Origin of the sequence: Photorhabdus stackebrandtii (assembly GCF_011189495.1) — a bacterium.
GTDB lineage: Bacteria > Pseudomonadota > Gammaproteobacteria > Enterobacterales > Enterobacteriaceae > Photorhabdus > Photorhabdus khanii.
In genome coordinates, this window is the sequence record NZ_PUJV01000002.1 from 97599 (window position 1) to 114350 (window position 16752).

Below are 16752 nucleotides of genomic sequence, written 5' to 3' on the forward strand. Positions count from 1 at the left end.
ATGCGTGTATTGCTTCCTTTTCTGGCGCTCTATCGCCGCCATTGGTTTCTTATCAGTTTAGGTATGGTTCTGGCGATTGTTACGTTACTCGCCAGCATAGGCTTACTGACGCTGTCTGGTTGGTTCCTTGCCGGCACTGCGTTGGCAGGTTTTGCCGGACTTAATACATTCAACTATATGCTACCAGCCGCAGGTGTCCGTGGTGCTGCTATTCTTCGTACTACTGGACGCTATGCTGAACGTCTGGTCAGCCATGATGCAACTTTTCGTGTACTGGCACATTTGCGAGTATTTGCCTTTCAGAAAATTTTGCCACTTTCACCAGGAGGAATCGCCCGTTTTCGCCAGGGTGAATTACTCAACCGGCTAGTTGCTGATGTTGAAACGTTGGACCATCTCTATTTACGGGTAATTTCACCGATATTCGCAGCCATTGTCGTTATCATCGTCCTCACTTTCGGCCTCGGTTTTCTGGATCTCACATTGGCCTATACCCTTGGCAGTATTATGCTGACTCTACTGATCCTGCTGCCATTTGTATTTTATCACTCAGGTAAACCCATCGGTCGCGATCTGACTATTCTGCGTGGTCAATACCGCACCCAACTCATGGCAATATTGCAGGGGCAAGCCGAATTGATGGTATTCGGTGCTCTTGGCCGCTTCCGGGAATCGATGGCGGATGTTGAATCACGTTGGCTAAAGCGTCAACAACAGCAAGCTAATCTGACCGGCTTGTCACAGGCAATTATGATTTTTGCCACCGGTATGACCGTCACATTAATCCTGTGGATAGCCGCTAATGGTGTGGGAGATAATAGTCAGCCAGGCGCTTTGATTGCTCTGTTTGTCTTCTGTTCGCTTGCTGCTTTTGAAACCCTAGGTCCTGTCGCGGTTGCATTCCAACATCTGGGACAAGTCATTACCTCTGCAACCCACGTTTCCCAATTGATGCAACAAGAACCGGAAGTGACTTTCCCGGCATCAGGGCCGGAAAGTTCAGAGCAAGTCATTATTAATATTAACGATCTTAGTTTCACTTACCCCAGGCAGCCATTACCTGTCCTGAAAAATATTTCTCTCTGTTTGAAAGCGGGAGAACATATCGCTTTGTTAGGAAAAACAGGTTGTGGTAAATCTACATTGCTACAGTTACTAACCCGTGCCTGGGATGCCGATTCAGGCACTATCTGTCTGAACCAACATCCTATTACTGTTTATGATGAACCAGCTCTGCGCAGTATGATATCGGTTGTTCCACAACGTGTTTATGTATTCAGCCATACGTTGCGTGAAAATTTATTACTGGCAAAACCAAACGCCGCCGATAATGAGCTGAAAGCTGTACTGAAACAGGTAGGTTTAAACAATCTGCTGGAAACCGATGAGGGGCTTAACTGCTGGATGGGCGAAGGTGGCCGTCAGTTATCCGGCGGTGAACAACGCCGTCTGGGAATTGCCAGAGCGTTACTACACTCAGCGCCACTCATGTTACTGGATGAACCAACGGAAGGGCTTGATGCGGATACTGAACAGCAAATTCTGTCCCTGCTGCGCCAACATTGCCAGCATAAGACATTGATTATCGTTACCCACCGTCTGTACAGTCTTGACCATATGGACCGTATTTATGTCATGGATGGAGGCGCCATTATTGAACAAGGGCAGCATAATGAGTTACTGGCTCGTCAAGGCCGCTATTATCAGTTTTATCAGCGGCAATATCAGATTTGTCCTGAATCGGAGCTGTAATACACCATGCCAATAATTCAACTGGATGATGATTCATGTGACTTCCCTCACCCAGCAGAGGCATTAATGGAGCCGAACGGCCTGCTGGCAGTGGGCGGAGATTTATCCCCTGAACGGTTGAACGCAGCTTATCATCAAGGAATTTTCCCCTGGTTTTTACCCAGTGAAATACCGCTTTGGTGGTCACCTGATCCACGTGCGATAATCATGCCGGGTGAATTGCATACTGGCCGGACATTACGCCGGTTTCTGCGCAATCATCCATACCGCATTACGGTAAATCACGCTTTTGAACAGGTGATTTATTACTGTGCTCAACGGCAGGAAGGAACCTGGATAAGCAAGGATATCCAACAAGGTTATCAGGAGTTACACCAGACAGGAAAGGCACATTCGGTAGAAGTCTGGTATGGTGAGCATATTGTTGGCGGCTTGTATGGAGTCAGTGTTGGTACTTTATTTTGCGGTGAATCTATGTTCAGCCGAATGGAGAATGCATCTAAATGTGCTCTTGTTGCTTTCTATCACCATTTTTTGCGATACGGTGGTGAATTGCTTGATTGCCAGGTGCTAAATCATCACACTGCTTCAATGGGAGCAAAGGAGATCTCCCGGAAAGAATTTATTCAGTATCTTTATCAATTCAGAAACCGGTCATTAAAACCTGGCTGCTGGTTGCAACAAGTACTGGAATTATAATCAACATTTTACCAACCAATGTTGATTATGGCGGGAATGCAACCATGAGTTATTTGCAAATATAGTGGTTTAAAAGACAACATTCCTTTACATAATGAGGGTTTTTCGGCATTATCTTGCCGGTTAAAAACGATGGTTATTAAACTTAGAGGATTAGATGGCCAAAGAAGACAATATTGAAATGCAAGGTACCGTGCTGGACACGCTGCCAAATACTATGTTCCGCGTTGAATTAGAAAACGGGCACGTAGTCACTGCTCACATCTCCGGTAAAATGCGTAAAAATTACATCCGCATCCTGACAGGCGACAAGGTTACAGTTGAGCTGACCCCATATGACCTGAGCAAAGGCCGTATCGTCTTCCGTAGCCGCTGATTCATTACCGTTTTCAGGTATTACACCACAGGTAATAGCAACTTTGTATTCACCTGTGGTGTGACCCTATAGTCAGTGTACTACACCTTCCGGTTTCTGCTTATAAGCATTGCTGAAATCGTAAGTCAGTACCCGTTTTATCTTATCCAAATCAATGCTAACCGAGCCACCGTGAACTAATGAGCCAAACAACAGTTCATTGGCCAGCGGTTTTTTCAGGCTATCCTGAATAACCCGCGCCATTGGGCGGGCACCCATCGCTTTGTCATAGCCTTTATCACATAACCATTGACGGGCATCCGCACTGACCTCCAGTGAAACGCCTTTTTCATCCAATTGTGCTTGCAGTGCGACAATGAACTTATCGACTACCTGTTGAATAACTTCAATAGAAAGCGCATTAAACCAGATGATACCATCAAGGCGGTTACGGAATTCCGGTGTAAACACCTTCTTAATCTCTTCCATCGCATCAGAGCTGTTATCCTGCTGCTTAAATCCAATGGATGTGCGCTGAGTTTCACGTACGCCAGCATTCGTTGTCATAACGACAATAACGTTACGGAAATCCGCTTTACGGCCGTTGTTATCGGTCAGAGTACCGTTATCCATGACTTGCAATAACAGGTTAAAGACATCTGGATGTGCTTTTTCAATCTCATCAAACAGCAACACTGAATGAGGATGTTTAATCACCGCATCCGTGAGCAATCCCCCCTGATCAAAACCAACATATCCCGGTGGCGCACCAATCAAGCGACTGACGGTGTGGCGCTCCATATATTCCGACATATCAAAGCGCAATAACTTGATATTCAGTGCCCTGGCAAGCTGTATAGTGACTTCTGTTTTACCCACCCCTGTCGGGCCGGCAAGCAGGAAAGAACCCACTGGTTTATTATCCTGCCCTAATCCCGCACGACTCATCTTGATTGCTTCAGTTAATGCTGCAATCGCTGTATCCTGACCAAATACCAACATCTTCAGCCGATCATCCAGCGTCTTCAATACATCCTTATCACTGGCCGAAACTGTTTTTTCAGGAATACGTGCAATACGCGCAACAATAAATTCAATATCCGACACATTGATCGTTTTCTTACGCCGGCTGATCGGCACCAAACGAGTGCGCGCCCCCGCTTCATCAATAACATCAATGGCCTTGTCTGGTAAGTGACGATCGGTAATATATTTCACTGATAAATCAACCGCAGCGCGGATAGCTTTCGTGGTATAGCGTACATCATGGTGTGCCTCATATTTTGGCCGCAACCCTTTAATAATCTGTACCGTCTCTTCTGGTGAAGGCTCAACAATATCAATCTTCTGAAAACGACGAGCCAGCGCCCGGTCTTTTTCAAAAATATTACTGAACTCATGATATGTCGTAGAACCAATCACCCTGATACGCCCACTGGATAACAGAGGTTTGATCAGATTAGCCGCATCGACCTGCCCCCCTGACGCCGCACCAGCACCGATAATGGTATGGATCTCATCGATGAATAGAATACTTTTTCTATCCTGCTCAAGGTTTTTTAACAAGGCTTTGAAGCGTTTCTCAAAATCACCGCGATATTTAGTTCCTGCCAGCAATGAACCAATATCCAGTGAATAAATCGTACAGTTAGCCATCACTTCCGGTACGTCTTTTTGTACAATCCGCCATGCCAACCCTTCTGCAATAGCTGTTTTACCTACCCCCGATTCCCCTACCAATAGTGGGTTATTTTTCCGGCGACGGCACAGTACCTGAATCGTTCTTTCCAGCTCATCCTGGCGGCCAATCAATGGATCAATCTGCCCTCTTTGAGCAAGTTGATTAAGATTAGTTGTAAAATTCTCCAACCGATCTTCACCAACAGGCTGTTCTTCCGCAGATTGAGCACCTATCCCCTGATGATCCGATTCACTGTCTTCTTTCTGCGTTCCATGAGAAATAAAATTAACCACATCCAAACGGCTGACATCATGTTTACGCAGCAAATAAGCAGCCTGAGACTCCTGTTCGCTGAAGATAGCCACCAACACATTAGCACCGGAAACTTCTGAACGCCCGGAAGACTGAACATGAAATACCGCACGCTGAAGAACACGTTGGAAGCTCAAAGTCGGCTGAGTCTCCCGCTCATCATTCTCAGGCAGCAACGGTGTTGTTTGTAAAATAAAATTCTCCAGCTCCTTACGCAATTGAGCCAGATCGACCTTGCACGCTTCCAATGCTTCACGCGCTGATGAATTGCTTAACAATGCCAGCAATAGGTGCTCCACGGTCATAAACTCGTGTCTGTTATCCCGCGCTTTAGCAAAGGCAATATTAAGACTAAGTTCAAGCTCTTGATTGAGCATAGGCACCTCCCCCTAAAATCAGTATACCTGGTCAGATTTTTTCCAGCGTACAAAGTAATGGATGCCCGTGCTCCCTGGCATACATATTTACCTGAGCCGCTTTAGTTTCTGCCACCTCTGCGGTATAAACCCCACAAATAGCTTTACCCTGATAATGGACATCCAACATTAATTGCGTTGCCCGTTCAACATCATAAGAAAAGAACTTTCGTAATACGTCAACTACAAACTCCATCGGAGTGTAATCATCATTGTTAAGAATGACCTGATACATTGATGGCGGTTGCAATTTTTGCTGCTGCTCATCCTTAACCAATTCTTTACTTTTCAAGCTATTATGATACTCGTTCATTGTTTTTCCAACAGGATTAATCGCTAATACCAGCCACTGCCAGCAAATAAATTATGTTCCCATTTATCTTATCATTATCTGGGCAACTCCGTTTACCACAGGCTATTCCCCTATAAAAACCCGGTATAAAAGTGAATGAACGAAACTCATACCGTTATCTATATCAAACTTTGGTCATTCAAAACAACCAGACATTTGTTCTGTGCTTGACGAGAATTTGATTTTTATTACAGTATGTTTTGTGAACAAACATAGATAATGTAACTGGTTACATGTGATTGTTTACGAATGTTATATTAACGACTCATCTCAACCGAAATGATTAAACGAGGGATGTAAAAGTATGGAGACAGGTACTGTTAAGTGGTTCAATAATGCTAAGGGCTTTGGATTTATTTGTCCGGCAAGCGGCGGAGAAGATATATTCGCTCATTACTCAACCATTCAGATGGACGGTTACCGGACACTGAAAGCAGGCCAGAAGGTGCATTTCAGCATTCACCAAGGCCCAAAGGGAAATCATGCCAGCGTTATTGTTCCCCTTGAAAATGAACCCAAAGGCCAGATAACCTGACCTATGGGTAATATGACCAGGTATTACTTTTACACCCCGCAGACAATTTTGCCTGCGGGGTGACATAACTTCCACTTATTCTCTCGCCAGAGCGTCTATCGGATCAAGGCGGGCAGCATTACGGGCTGGCAAAAACCCAAATATCACACCAATTGCAGTAGAACAGGCGAAAGCACTCAGTAAAGCGACTGGCTGGAAAACAAAACTCCAACCTGGCAGTGCCAGTTGCGCGATAAATGCAATTGTATAAGACAGTGCTATTCCCAAAACACCGCCAACCAAACAAACCAAAATAGCTTCTATCAGAAACTGCTGCATAACATCGCTGGTTCTGGCCCCTACGGCCATACGGATGCCAATCTCTCTCGTGCGTTCAGTGACCGAAACCAACATAATATTCATGACCCCGATACCACCAACGATCAATGAGATTACTGCCACCATTGTCAAAAACAGCTGTAAAGTACGAGTTGTCTTTTCCACCGTTTTTATCAGCATATCTGTGTTATAGGTGAAAATATCCTTTTTCCCATGGCGTAAAGTCAGCAATCGGACAATCTTCTGTTCTACTTCCTTAGAGTTATGACCATCCTTGATTCTGACAGTAATTGAATCCAGATAATTCCGGTTTAGCAGGCGACTGGTCATCGTGCTATAAGGTAGCCAGACATGCAATGAACTATCACTGCCTAATGCCGATTTTCTTTCAGCTATCACCCCGACAATAGTGGCAGGCATATTACCCATCAGAATCACTTCACCAATCACATTTTTTTGGTGAGGAAATAATTTACGCTGGGTATTTTTATCAATGACCACAACTTGCCCCTGACGGCGTACCATATCCAATGTAAAACTCATTCCCTGAGCAAAACGCAGAGCATAAACCTGAAAATATTCATCACCAATGCCGGAAACTCTCGCAGCAACATCAATGTTCCCTTTACGAAGGCGCGCCCCTCCCTCAATATCTGGTGAAACCGCCAGAATATAAGGTTGTGCTCTGATAGCGTCTACATCTGCGATTTTCAGCGCTTGTTTACTGGCCGGATCGTCGCTACCAAAATCTTCTCCCGGATAAACACTAATAGTATTCGTTGCAATCTCTTTAATATCGGATAACACCAACGCCTTGGCGGCATCTCCAATAACCAAAATAGTCACTACAGACGCGATACCAATAATAATCCCTAACATCGTCAACAAAGTTCGCATCTTGTTGACGACCATTGCCCGCCATGCCATCAATAAAGCTTCATTAAACCGGCCAAAAATCTGACGTATTGATGATATTTTTGATGTTATCGGTGGGACTTCCGTCATTGTTTTATTCAGTTTCGAGCCAGAGTCACTCATAATGCGGCCATCTTTGATCTCTATAATCCGCTGTGCCTGCGCCGCAATTTTCGGATCATGCGTGACAATAATAACAGTATGCCCCTGTGCACATAGCTGTTTGAGGATAGCCATCACCTCTTCACCAGAATGGCTATCCAACGCCCCCGTTGGCTCATCAGCCAAAATAACCTGACCACCATTCATCAACGCCCTGGCGATACTGACCCTCTGCTGCTGTCCACCAGAAAGTTGGCCTGGCCGATAGCTGACTCTCTCGTCAAGCCCCAAACGACCAAGCAACTCTATTGCTCTCTGCCTGCGTACAGTTTTAGCAGCCCCGGCGTAAATAGCAGGAATTTCTACATTCTGTTCAGCGGTCAAATGGGTCAGTAAATGATAACGCTGAAAAATAAACCCAAAATGCTCCCGTCTCAGCTCTGCCAATTCATCATTATTCAGTTCAGCAACATTCTGTCCCGCGACCCGGTATTCACCATGACTGGGCTTATCAAGACAGCCAAGGATATTCATCAGTGTCGATTTACCAGACCCAGAAGCACCGATAATCGCAACCATCTCACCGGAGTGAATAGACAAGGTGACATCATCAAGTACTTTTATCTGTTGCTCGCCAGCGGAATAGCTGCGCTCTATGCCTCTCAGCTCAAGTAATGCATTCATTACTCATCCCCTGTTTCACCACGACCGGTAATCACCTGCTCATGTTCTTTCAAGCCGGACAAAATCTGTACATTAACATCATTGCGTACACCAATAGCCACTTCCTGCTTCTCTTCTTTACCCCCCTTCAAGATATCCACCTCATAACGGGTTGGGGTAATCTGTTTACCCAGAGCAGAAAGCGGGATCATTAACACGCCACGATGGGAATCAAGCTGGACTTTTACTTGAGCCGTCATTTGTAAACGCAAAAGATGCTTAGGGTTAGGCACCTCAAAGCGGGCATAAAAGAAAATTGCATCATTAATCTTTTCTGGCGTCGGCAAGATATCTTTCAACACACCAGTGAAATTTTTGTCAGGTGCACCTAATACGGTAAAAGAGGCTTTCTGACCGGGTTTCAGGCCAATAACATCCGCCTCTGAAACTTCTGCTTTGACCAGCATCGTGCCAAGATCAGCCAATGTCAGAATAGTCGGGGCTTCCTGCGCCGCGATGACCGTTTGCCCCTGAAGTGTTTTGATATTGACAACAATGCCATCCATCGGTGCGGTAATACGGGTATATTGTAAATTAGCCCGGGCAGTATCAAGGCTGGCCTGATTTTTACTGATTTGCGCCAACAAAGTTTCTACCCTCGCTCTTTTCACTTCAACATCTGTTTTAACCTGATCCAATTCCTGGTGAGAAACTGCCTGCACTTTTGCCAGATTATTCTGACGTTGTAATGTAAGCTGCGCCAGTTTCAATTGTGCTCTGGCCTCCATCAGATTAGCGCTTAATTCTTTAATTGTCGCTTCAACTTCTTTTACTTGGTTTTGAGCAGGCTTAGGATCGATTAATGCCAATAATTGGCCTTTTGTCACCTTATCACCCACTTCAACATACAAGTTTTGCAATTGACCACTAACCTGCGCCCCTACATCTACTTTTCTGACAGCATCCAGCTTCCCTGTGGCCAGGACATTTTTCTCCAAATCGCCTTTAATAACAGGTACAGTCTGATATTTAACCGTTTCTGGGCCATGTAGAAAATACCCTAGAAGCAATACGATAACTGTCACAATAGCTAACAACACCACCCATTGACGTTTCGAACGAATAAAATTCATTTAAATATCACCGCCTTAAGCATTGGATAAAAGGAATGGTAAAAAACCAATGTTTCTTGTAATACCACGAAAACCAGAAATTTCCACTCAATTCCAGAGAAATGCAGTTCTCATTTGATTTTTATACCCATAGAGAATTATTAATAACACACTCACTTTAAGAATAAAAAATTCTTTGAGCAACAACATACTTCACCCTATCCTGACTATTCTCTTAATGTAAAAAAATTGTTATCTTTATTTTCGTAGTCTTTCAGTCTAATTTTTAGACTAAACTTGGATAAAAAAACGTTAACCGCTTTTAAAGGATATTAATTATGTACTCTGGACTGCTGATCATTCTTTTGCCGTTAACGCTAGGCTATCTTATCCATTTGAATAACAAAACCCTGTTAAATGCTGTTCATCGCCTCCTTAATGCAATGGTTTATGTCATTCTGTTTTTAATGGGAATCAGCCTTGCTTTATTGGAAAATTTAAGCAGCAACCTATTTCTTATTTTTCAGTACGCCTCCGTGTTTTTCTTATGTATTTTTGCCTGCAATCTGCTGGCATTATTCCTGTTTGAAAAACACGATCCCTGGATTGTCAGCCCGCATAAGCAGGAAAAACCCCCTTCCCGTTTACATATGATTTTTGAATCACTGAAATTATGTGGTGTTCTGATTTTAGGTTTTCTACTTGGGTTAACTGACTGGTCATGGCTGCATTTCGCCAATCGTGCCAGTGAAATTGCATTGGTCGTTTTACTGTTGCTGGTAGGTATTCAATTACGTAACAGCGGCATGAGCCTCAAACAGATATTGCTAAACCTCCGGGGTACAATTATTGCGATTGTCGTTGCTGTCAGCGCACTTGCCGGCGGTGCGATTGCCGCGCTCATCCTTGAACTGCCGATCAAAACAGGTTTAGCGTTTGCTTCCGGTTATGGCTGGTATTCTCTTTCTGGCATCTTACTTTCTGACGCTTACGGGCCCGTCATCGGCAGTGCCGCATTCTTTAATGACCTGGTACGTGAACTTGTAGCAATTATGCTCATTCCAGTTCTGGTCAATCGGTATCGCTCAAGCGCAATAGGATTAAGTGGTGCAACTTCTATGGATTTCACTTTACCAATATTACAACGATGTGGTGGAGTCAGTATTGTTCCAGCAGCTATTGTTCACGGTTTTTTGTTGAGCTTACTGGCACCTTTACTGATCGCATTCTTTACTTAATCAGCATTTCAGCACAATGATATTTGATGTTACTGATGATAATATGAGCACGCAATTACTAAAAAGTAAGCAATAATTATTCATTTTCCGCTGTATGGAAACAGAATAAGTAAGCTTTTGTTAACGAATTGTACAAAGCGCGAGTAGAACAGGTTAATCAGACATATAATTGAAATATCAATTAATAATATTCTATGCGTAAGATATTGCATAATTATGCCAACGGGTTTAGCATCGGGATAAACCACTGACTATTCAGAATTAAAGCATGAGTATTCAATTAAAAAGCATTGATTGCTATTACGGCGCACATCAGGCACTGTTTGATATTAATCTTAAGTGTTCCTCAGGAGAAACGATGGTTTTGCTAGGGCCGAGTGGCGCAGGCAAAAGCACGCTGTTGCGCGTGTTAAACCTACTGGAAGTACCGCGATCCGGCCAGTTGACTATTGCTAATCATCAATTCGATTTTGAACAAACGCCAGGAATAAAGGAGATCCGTTCTCTACGCCAGAATGTCGGTATGGTTTTTCAGCAATATAACTTGTGGCCACACCTTACTGTTATGGATAACCTGATCGAAGCACCTTGTCGTGTGCTCGGTTTATCCAAACAGCAAGCTCAGGAAAAAGCGGATAAGCTACTTTCCCGTTTGCGCCTGCAAGATTTTGTCCGTCGCTTTCCACAACATTTATCCGGTGGGCAACAGCAGCGGGTCGCTATTGCACGGGCATTGATGATGGAACCACAGGTTTTATTATTTGATGAACCAACGGCAGCACTGGACCCGGAAATCACCGCTCAAGTGGTGAATATTATCCATGAATTGTCCGCAACAGGTATTACACAGATTATCGTTACCCATGAAGTGGAAATCGCCCGTAAAGCCGCGAGTCATGTCGTCTATATGGAAAGCGGCCGCATTATAGAACAAGGTGATATCAACCATTTTACCCAACCACAAACCAAAGCCTTTGCTAATTATCTGTCACACTAACTATTAATAGGATATAGCGATGAAAAAATTACTCCTTGCCGCCCTCCTGAGTACCGTTACTTTATCTGCAACCGCCACGGAAAAACAGACCCTTCGTTTTGCCACGGAAGCCACTTATCCTCCGTTTGAATTCATTGATGCAAACAATAAAATTCAGGGTTTTGATATCGATCTGGCCAATGCCATCTGTAAGCAAATTAATGCGACATGTACTTTCACTAACCAATCATTTGACAGCCTGATCCCAAGCCTGAAATTCCGCCGCTTCGACGCTTTAGCAGCAGGTATTGATATCACCCCTGAACGCCAGGAACAGGTTGATTTTACTAACACTTATTACGACAACTCAGCAACATTTATCGCAGTAAAAGGCAAGGTTTCCAGCATCGCTGAACTGAAAGGCAAACAAGTAGGTATCCAGAATGGTACAACTCACCAAAAGTACCTGATGGAACAACGAAAAGAGATTAAAACCGTTCCCTATGATAGCTATCAGAATGCCATTCTGGATCTGAAAAATGGCCGTCTGGAAGCTGTCTTCGGTGACACCGCCGCTGTCAACGAGTGGCTGAAAAAAAATGAAAACTTAGGCACTGTGGGTAATAAAGTCACTGACAAAAATTACTTTGGTATCGGTTTAGGGATTGCGGTGCGTAAAGGCAACAAAGAGCTACAGGATAAACTGAACAAAGCACTGGCTGATATCAAACGAGATGGCACTTATGACATCATCTATAAAAAATGGTTTGAATAATAACTGAATCTCAATGAATGAATTTCAATCTCTAGCAAGCGCCGCCGGCATCACCGTCGGCCTTGCCGTTTCTGCATTAGTGCTTGGTCTGATTTTAGCAATGCTATTTGCTGCCTGGGAATCAGCGCGCTGGAAACCCTTTGCCATGCTTGGCACCTGCTGGGTCACCCTGTTCCGGGGATTACCGGAAATTTTAGTAGTACTGTTCGTCTACTTCGGCGCATCACAACTGCTGATGACACTGGCGGATGGCTTTGACGTTTATCTTATCTTCTGGCATCCCAGAATTCAGATAGATGTTCAGGATTTTTATGTCAGCCCATTCCTTTGTGGTGTCATGGCACTTTCCCTGCTCTACTCTGCCTATGCATCCCAGACACTTCGTGGCGCGATAAAAGCCATTCCTGCCGGTCAATGGGAAGCCGGCCAGGCATTAGGTCTCAGCCGAACTGAAATATTTTTCCGCCTGATCATGCCTCAGATGTGGCGACATGCTCTGCCAGGGCTCGGTAACCAATGGCTGGTTTTACTGAAAGACACCGCATTGGTATCGCTTATCAGTGTCAATGATCTGATGCTGCAAACCAAAAGTATCGCGACACGTACTCAGGAACCCTTTACCTGGTATATGATTGTGGCGCTTATCTATCTGGCTATCACCCTGATCAGTCAGTTTATTCTGAAGAAAATTGAGACGCATACCACACGCTTTGATCGGAGTGCTTCCTGATGCTTGAGTATATTCAACAAATTCTGTCAGGGCTGCAAACCAGTCTGAGCCTGACCGTTGCGGCTCTTTTTACCGCTTTCATGATGTCCGTGCTGTTCACTATGGTTTTGACCATCAAATTGCCGGTACTGACACAACTGGTAAAAACCTACATTACTCTGTTTACTGGTACGCCTTTACTGGTGCAGTTCTTTCTGGTTTATTACGGGCCTGGGCAATTTCCATCGTTAAAAGAGTATCCGTGGCTTTGGCATTTACTGTCTGAACCTTGGCTGTGTGCAATGGTAACATTGGCGCTTAACAGTGCGGCATATTCTACCCTGTTATTCTATGGTGCAGTAAAGGCCATTCCCGCGGGTCAGTGGCAATCCTGCCAGGCGTTGGGAATGTCTAAAGCGCAATCCATGCGGATTCTGCTGCCATATGCCTTCAAACGGGCGTTGTCCTCCTATTCCAACGAAGTTGTATTGATTTTCAAGAGTACTTCTCTTGCAAGTACGATAACTTTGCTGGAGGTAATGGGATACAGTCAGCTTCTGTTTGGCCGTAATTATGATGTGATGGTTTTTGTTGCCGCAGGTGTGATTTATCTATGTGTTAACGGTATCCTGACTTTGCTGATGCGGATGATTGAACACCGCGCGCTGGCTTTTGAGCACCGAAATTAAACGGGCATAATTAAAAGAGATAGGGCGTTCCTGCCAGCCCCATCCCAGGTACGTCTATCATTCAGTTTTGATTCAACACCAATAACGTCAAAACTTCGTAATGCTCAGTATGAGGGAACATATCAAACAACTGCGTTTTTTCTACACGGTACTTGACCAACGCAGTAATATCCTTCGCCATTGTCTGAGCATTACAGCTTGAATAAAGAATATAATCCGGCGCCATTCTACTAAGATAATCACACAACTCTTTACCAATTCCCCGACGAGGGGGATTGACCAGAACTAATTGGGGAATGTGATCTTTTGCTACGGCAAAGTGTGTTGAATCTAAAGCCTGGAACTCAATATTTTCCAAACCCAATGTTTTGGCCGAATCACTGGCACAATCAATCGCTTCGGGGCTGATTTCAATTCCAGTTAAACGGGTATTTTTATCCGCGCAATGAAGACCAAAACCACCAACGCCACAGAACAGATCCCACATGCTGCTGATTTTCAGTTCACGAACCCAACGCCCTGCTGTCGCATACAACTCAGAAGCAATTTCCGGGTTAGTCTGGAAAAAACTACGTGGACGAATATAAAGAGGAACGCCATTAAATTCTTCTTTTAGTGCTTTTTGCTCAGTAAACAGGATCTCCTTTTCGCCTTCCAGGATAGCCATATGGATTGGCTGAATATTGGCAGAGATAACCGTAAGCTGTGGCAATTGCTCCCGCAACCGGGGTAAAGCACGTTCCAGTTGAGCAATTTTCGTTTCAGAACGCAGTACAAAACGCAGCATCATTTCACCGCTATGACGGCTTTCTGTCAGTAACAGGTATTTCAACTCACCCCGTTTACGAGCAACGTTATATGGCGTCAAGCCAGCACAAGCAATGAAAGATTTAACGACATCAAATACAGGCTGAAAATGCGTTGGATAGAGAGAACAGTTACACAGATCAACGGCAACCCCATCGCGATGCAACATGCCCAGCAATGGACGCTCTACACTGCCACTGACGACCATTTTAGCTTTATTACGAAAGGCATTTTGTTGACTGGCAATCGGAGGCAACCATTGACTCACGATGGTCTGGCGTAATAACTGTCTTAAATTCTGCTGCTTATCTTCTAACTGCTGAAAATAGGGTTTATCGAGCCACTGACAGGAGTGACAATGCCCCGCGGAATACTGCGTACATTGCATTGTTGGATGACCGTGTTGGAAATATTAGTGCAAAGTAAAAGTCGGTGCTTTAGCAGAAGCCTGTAACTCTTCTTCCTCTTCAATCTCACCCTCGATTTCGATATCACGGTTAATATACAACAAGTTATTACTGTGAATTTCAAAAACCACACCCGCAATCTGTTCTTCGCTCTGCTGCAAAAAATGAGAAAATTGGGAAAAAGTCAGCCCGGCTGAAGCAAGGAAAGATTGACATACCACTAACTTCGGTAAGTTTTCATCCTGAATATCAAGGAAAGCCTTAATCGTCAGCGAACTGGAGTTAATCTGGCTTAAATTAGCCATCAGAGGAATAATTGCTGTTGGCTTCACCTCAGCCAAAGCAGAGAACAAGATTACATTGTCCAACAGATCAATTTTAGCATCGAATAAACCATCAATATTCTGCATATGAGGTAGATGCAATGCCTGGCACGAATCGCACTCAAAGTAGGAAATTTTGAGCTGATCCAACCACTCACGCAACACTGATAAGTCAGGAATGACAAGTGAACCCATCTAACAACCCCATACAACGGAAAATGAAAAAGCGCTATAGCTTACGAAATAATTCTTTATCGCGCTATCACCAATAACTGATAAATTATTTTTCTTTACCGTTATCGTTCCCTTTTGCCTTATTTTTGCTCTCTTTTTTATCATCAATTCCCAGAAAAGAGAGGCCGTATACTGCACGCCAGACAATGTTGACCGCGGCAGGAACCAAACAACCAATACCCGCGAAAATCATAACAATATGCGCTTCTTGCGTCATTAGTAGATCCGTTAAGATGACAATATCATTAATAGTCAAATACGCCAGTATCAACCACCCGATGCCGATAATTTCCAGCAGGATAACCTGTTTTGGCATATCTGCCAACGAACTCATACTGTCTTTATAACCCTTCATTACACCCCTCACTGATAACAGTGTCTGCATTATACCCGTTATCTTTTAAGTTGCCTCTTTGTTGGCTGCACTCGCTCACCCCTGTCACATAGTTCGCTATGCTCCCGGGGATTCGCTCCCTTGCCGTCGCGATGCATCTTGAAATCTATAGGGTATATACTACCGAAAGCCCGCTGCCAAAATTGGTATGATTAATTAAAACAAAAGGCAATTCCTGCTTTTTTTTGCCAATCTATACAGGCATAGTAGCGATAAATGAACATAAGCAATACAGCAAACAGTACTATTTTAAGATAACCAAGAGGAGTTTATATGTTTACTGTGATTTTCGGCCGTCCTGGCTGCCCGTACTGTGTCCGCGCGAAAGAGTTGGCTGAACGACTGAAAGAACAACGTGATGACTTTGACTTCCGTTATGTTGATATTCACGCAGAAGGCATCACTAAAGCTGATCTGGAAAAAACAGTTGGCAAGCCCGTAGAAACTGTTCCGCAGATTTTCGTTGATGAAAAACATATCGGTGGCTGCACAGATTTCGAAGCGTATGTAAAAAAACACCAACTGTTGCAATAACCTAACTTCACGCTCTACTTTGTTGTTGTAAAAATAGCGGATGGTTATTAAGCACTGTTAACCAGATTGATTTGTGCAAAAAATGTTATTTTCATCAAACCGAAAAAAAATCTGTATTTTTTCTTAATCACGAAGAACTTTCTTGCCAAATCGTAGTCTGACTTAATGCCACTGCTTTTCTTTGATATCTCAATATTGAGGAACCCGATAGTTCATCCATTTTGGTTCAAGACTATCGGGTTTTTTTATTACCTGAAGATATGACTTTCATCAACACATCACCGATTCTACTGACTATCAGGCATGAGTACTATCATAGAGCTAAACCAGAAGATATTATTCTATATATCAATAAATTATCCATTCTTTATCATTATTACCACCTGATATTTTCTTGATGGAAATATAAACCAAAAATAAATAACACACATAATCAAGACAATTATTCTTTACT

17 protein-coding genes are annotated in these 16752 nt (G+C 43.8%); 10 read left to right on the forward strand and 7 right to left on the reverse strand.

The window, feature by feature from the left end:
- The 3 genes from cydC to infA all read left to right on the forward strand — a co-directional run bounded on the left by cydC (position 1) and on the right by infA (position 2827).
- On the forward strand, positions 1 to 1752 hold the full coding sequence (gene cydC / locus C5470_RS01975; RefSeq protein WP_166285506.1) for a heme ABC transporter ATP-binding protein/permease CydC: 1752 nt from the start codon (positions 1 to 3) through the stop codon (positions 1750 to 1752).
- Between the two features lie 6 nt (positions 1753 to 1758).
- On the forward strand, positions 1759 to 2451 hold the full coding sequence (gene aat, locus C5470_RS01980) for a leucyl/phenylalanyl-tRNA--protein transferase (RefSeq protein ID WP_166285508.1): 693 nt from the start codon (positions 1759 to 1761) through the stop codon (positions 2449 to 2451).
- A gap of 157 nt (positions 2452 to 2608) precedes the next feature.
- On the forward strand, positions 2609 to 2827 hold the full coding sequence (infA, locus tag C5470_RS01985) for a translation initiation factor IF-1 (protein WP_002211347.1): 219 nt from the start codon (positions 2609 to 2611) through the stop codon (positions 2825 to 2827).
- 72 nt (positions 2828 to 2899) lie between these two features.
- Here infA and clpA read toward each other — a convergent pair whose 3' ends face one another.
- A complete protein-coding gene (gene clpA / locus C5470_RS01990) occupies positions 2900 to 5176 on the reverse strand; it encodes an ATP-dependent Clp protease ATP-binding subunit ClpA (protein ID WP_166285510.1) in 2277 nt (758 codons plus the stop codon).
- 31 nt (positions 5177 to 5207) lie between these two features.
- Positions 5208 to 5528: an ATP-dependent Clp protease adapter ClpS gene (gene clpS / locus C5470_RS01995; protein ID WP_166285512.1), complete on the reverse strand. Its 321-nt coding sequence runs from the start codon at positions 5526 to 5528 to the stop codon at positions 5208 to 5210.
- Between the two features lie 343 nt (positions 5529 to 5871).
- Here clpS and cspD point away from each other — a divergent pair, with 343 nt between their 5' ends.
- On the forward strand, positions 5872 to 6102 hold the full coding sequence (gene cspD, locus C5470_RS02000) for a cold shock-like protein CspD (protein ID WP_166285514.1): 231 nt from the start codon (positions 5872 to 5874) through the stop codon (positions 6100 to 6102).
- 75 nt (positions 6103 to 6177) lie between these two features.
- On the opposite strand, the gene macB is transcribed toward cspD, so the two are convergent.
- Complete coding sequence (macB, locus tag C5470_RS02005; RefSeq protein WP_166285516.1) at positions 6178 to 8121, reverse strand: macrolide ABC transporter ATP-binding protein/permease MacB; 1944 nt, start codon at positions 8119 to 8121, stop codon at positions 6178 to 6180.
- Positions 8121 to 9233 carry a macrolide transporter subunit MacA gene (macA, locus tag C5470_RS02010; RefSeq protein WP_166285518.1) on the reverse strand — a complete coding sequence of 371 codons (1113 nt, stop codon included), beginning with the start codon at positions 9231 to 9233 and terminating at the stop codon, positions 8121 to 8123. Before macA ends, macB begins: the two co-directional genes overlap by 1 nt.
- A 317-nt stretch (positions 9234 to 9550) precedes the next feature.
- Here macA and C5470_RS02015 point away from each other — a divergent pair, with 317 nt between their 5' ends.
- From C5470_RS02015 to artM, 5 genes are all read left to right on the forward strand, one after another.
- Positions 9551 to 10450, forward strand: coding sequence for a LysO family transporter (locus C5470_RS02015; protein WP_166285520.1), 900 nt, complete (start codon positions 9551 to 9553; stop codon positions 10448 to 10450).
- A 268-nt stretch (positions 10451 to 10718) separates the two neighbouring features.
- The gene (gene artP, locus C5470_RS02020; RefSeq protein WP_166285522.1) at positions 10719 to 11447 is read left to right on the forward strand and encodes an arginine ABC transporter ATP-binding protein ArtP; all 729 of its coding nucleotides are present in this window, start codon (positions 10719 to 10721) and stop codon (positions 11445 to 11447) included.
- Between the two features lie 19 nt (positions 11448 to 11466).
- The gene (gene artJ / locus C5470_RS02025; protein ID WP_166285524.1) at positions 11467 to 12201 is read left to right on the forward strand and encodes an arginine ABC transporter substrate-binding protein; all 735 of its coding nucleotides are present in this window, start codon (positions 11467 to 11469) and stop codon (positions 12199 to 12201) included.
- Positions 12202 to 12214: 13 nt separating this feature from the next.
- The gene (gene artQ, locus C5470_RS02030; RefSeq protein WP_166285526.1) at positions 12215 to 12931 is read left to right on the forward strand and encodes an arginine ABC transporter permease ArtQ; all 717 of its coding nucleotides are present in this window, start codon (positions 12215 to 12217) and stop codon (positions 12929 to 12931) included.
- Positions 12931 to 13599 (forward strand): arginine ABC transporter permease ArtM, encoded by a 669-nt coding sequence (artM, locus tag C5470_RS02035; RefSeq protein WP_166285528.1) that lies wholly within the window; start codon positions 12931 to 12933, stop codon positions 13597 to 13599. The genes artQ and artM overlap by 1 nt, the downstream gene beginning before the upstream one ends.
- 61 nt (positions 13600 to 13660) lie before the next feature.
- Here the strand turns inward: artM and rlmC are convergent, their stop codons facing one another.
- The 3 genes from rlmC to C5470_RS02050 all read right to left on the reverse strand — a co-directional run bounded on the left by rlmC (position 13661) and on the right by C5470_RS02050 (position 15725).
- Positions 13661 to 14794, reverse strand: coding sequence for a 23S rRNA (uracil(747)-C(5))-methyltransferase RlmC (rlmC, locus tag C5470_RS02040; protein WP_166285530.1), 1134 nt, complete (start codon positions 14792 to 14794; stop codon positions 13661 to 13663).
- A gap of 24 nt (positions 14795 to 14818) precedes the next feature.
- Positions 14819 to 15331 (reverse strand): type III secretion system chaperone family protein, encoded by a 513-nt coding sequence (locus tag C5470_RS02045; protein ID WP_166285532.1) that lies wholly within the window; start codon positions 15329 to 15331, stop codon positions 14819 to 14821.
- A gap of 85 nt (positions 15332 to 15416) precedes the next feature.
- Positions 15417 to 15725: a YbjC family protein gene (locus C5470_RS02050; protein WP_166285534.1), complete on the reverse strand. Its 309-nt coding sequence runs from the start codon at positions 15723 to 15725 to the stop codon at positions 15417 to 15419.
- A gap of 312 nt (positions 15726 to 16037) precedes the next feature.
- Here C5470_RS02050 and C5470_RS02055 point away from each other — a divergent pair, with 312 nt between their 5' ends.
- Positions 16038 to 16298 (forward strand): GrxA family glutaredoxin, encoded by a 261-nt coding sequence (locus tag C5470_RS02055; RefSeq protein WP_166285536.1) that lies wholly within the window; start codon positions 16038 to 16040, stop codon positions 16296 to 16298.
- The last annotated feature ends 454 nt before the right edge of the window (positions 16299 to 16752 follow it).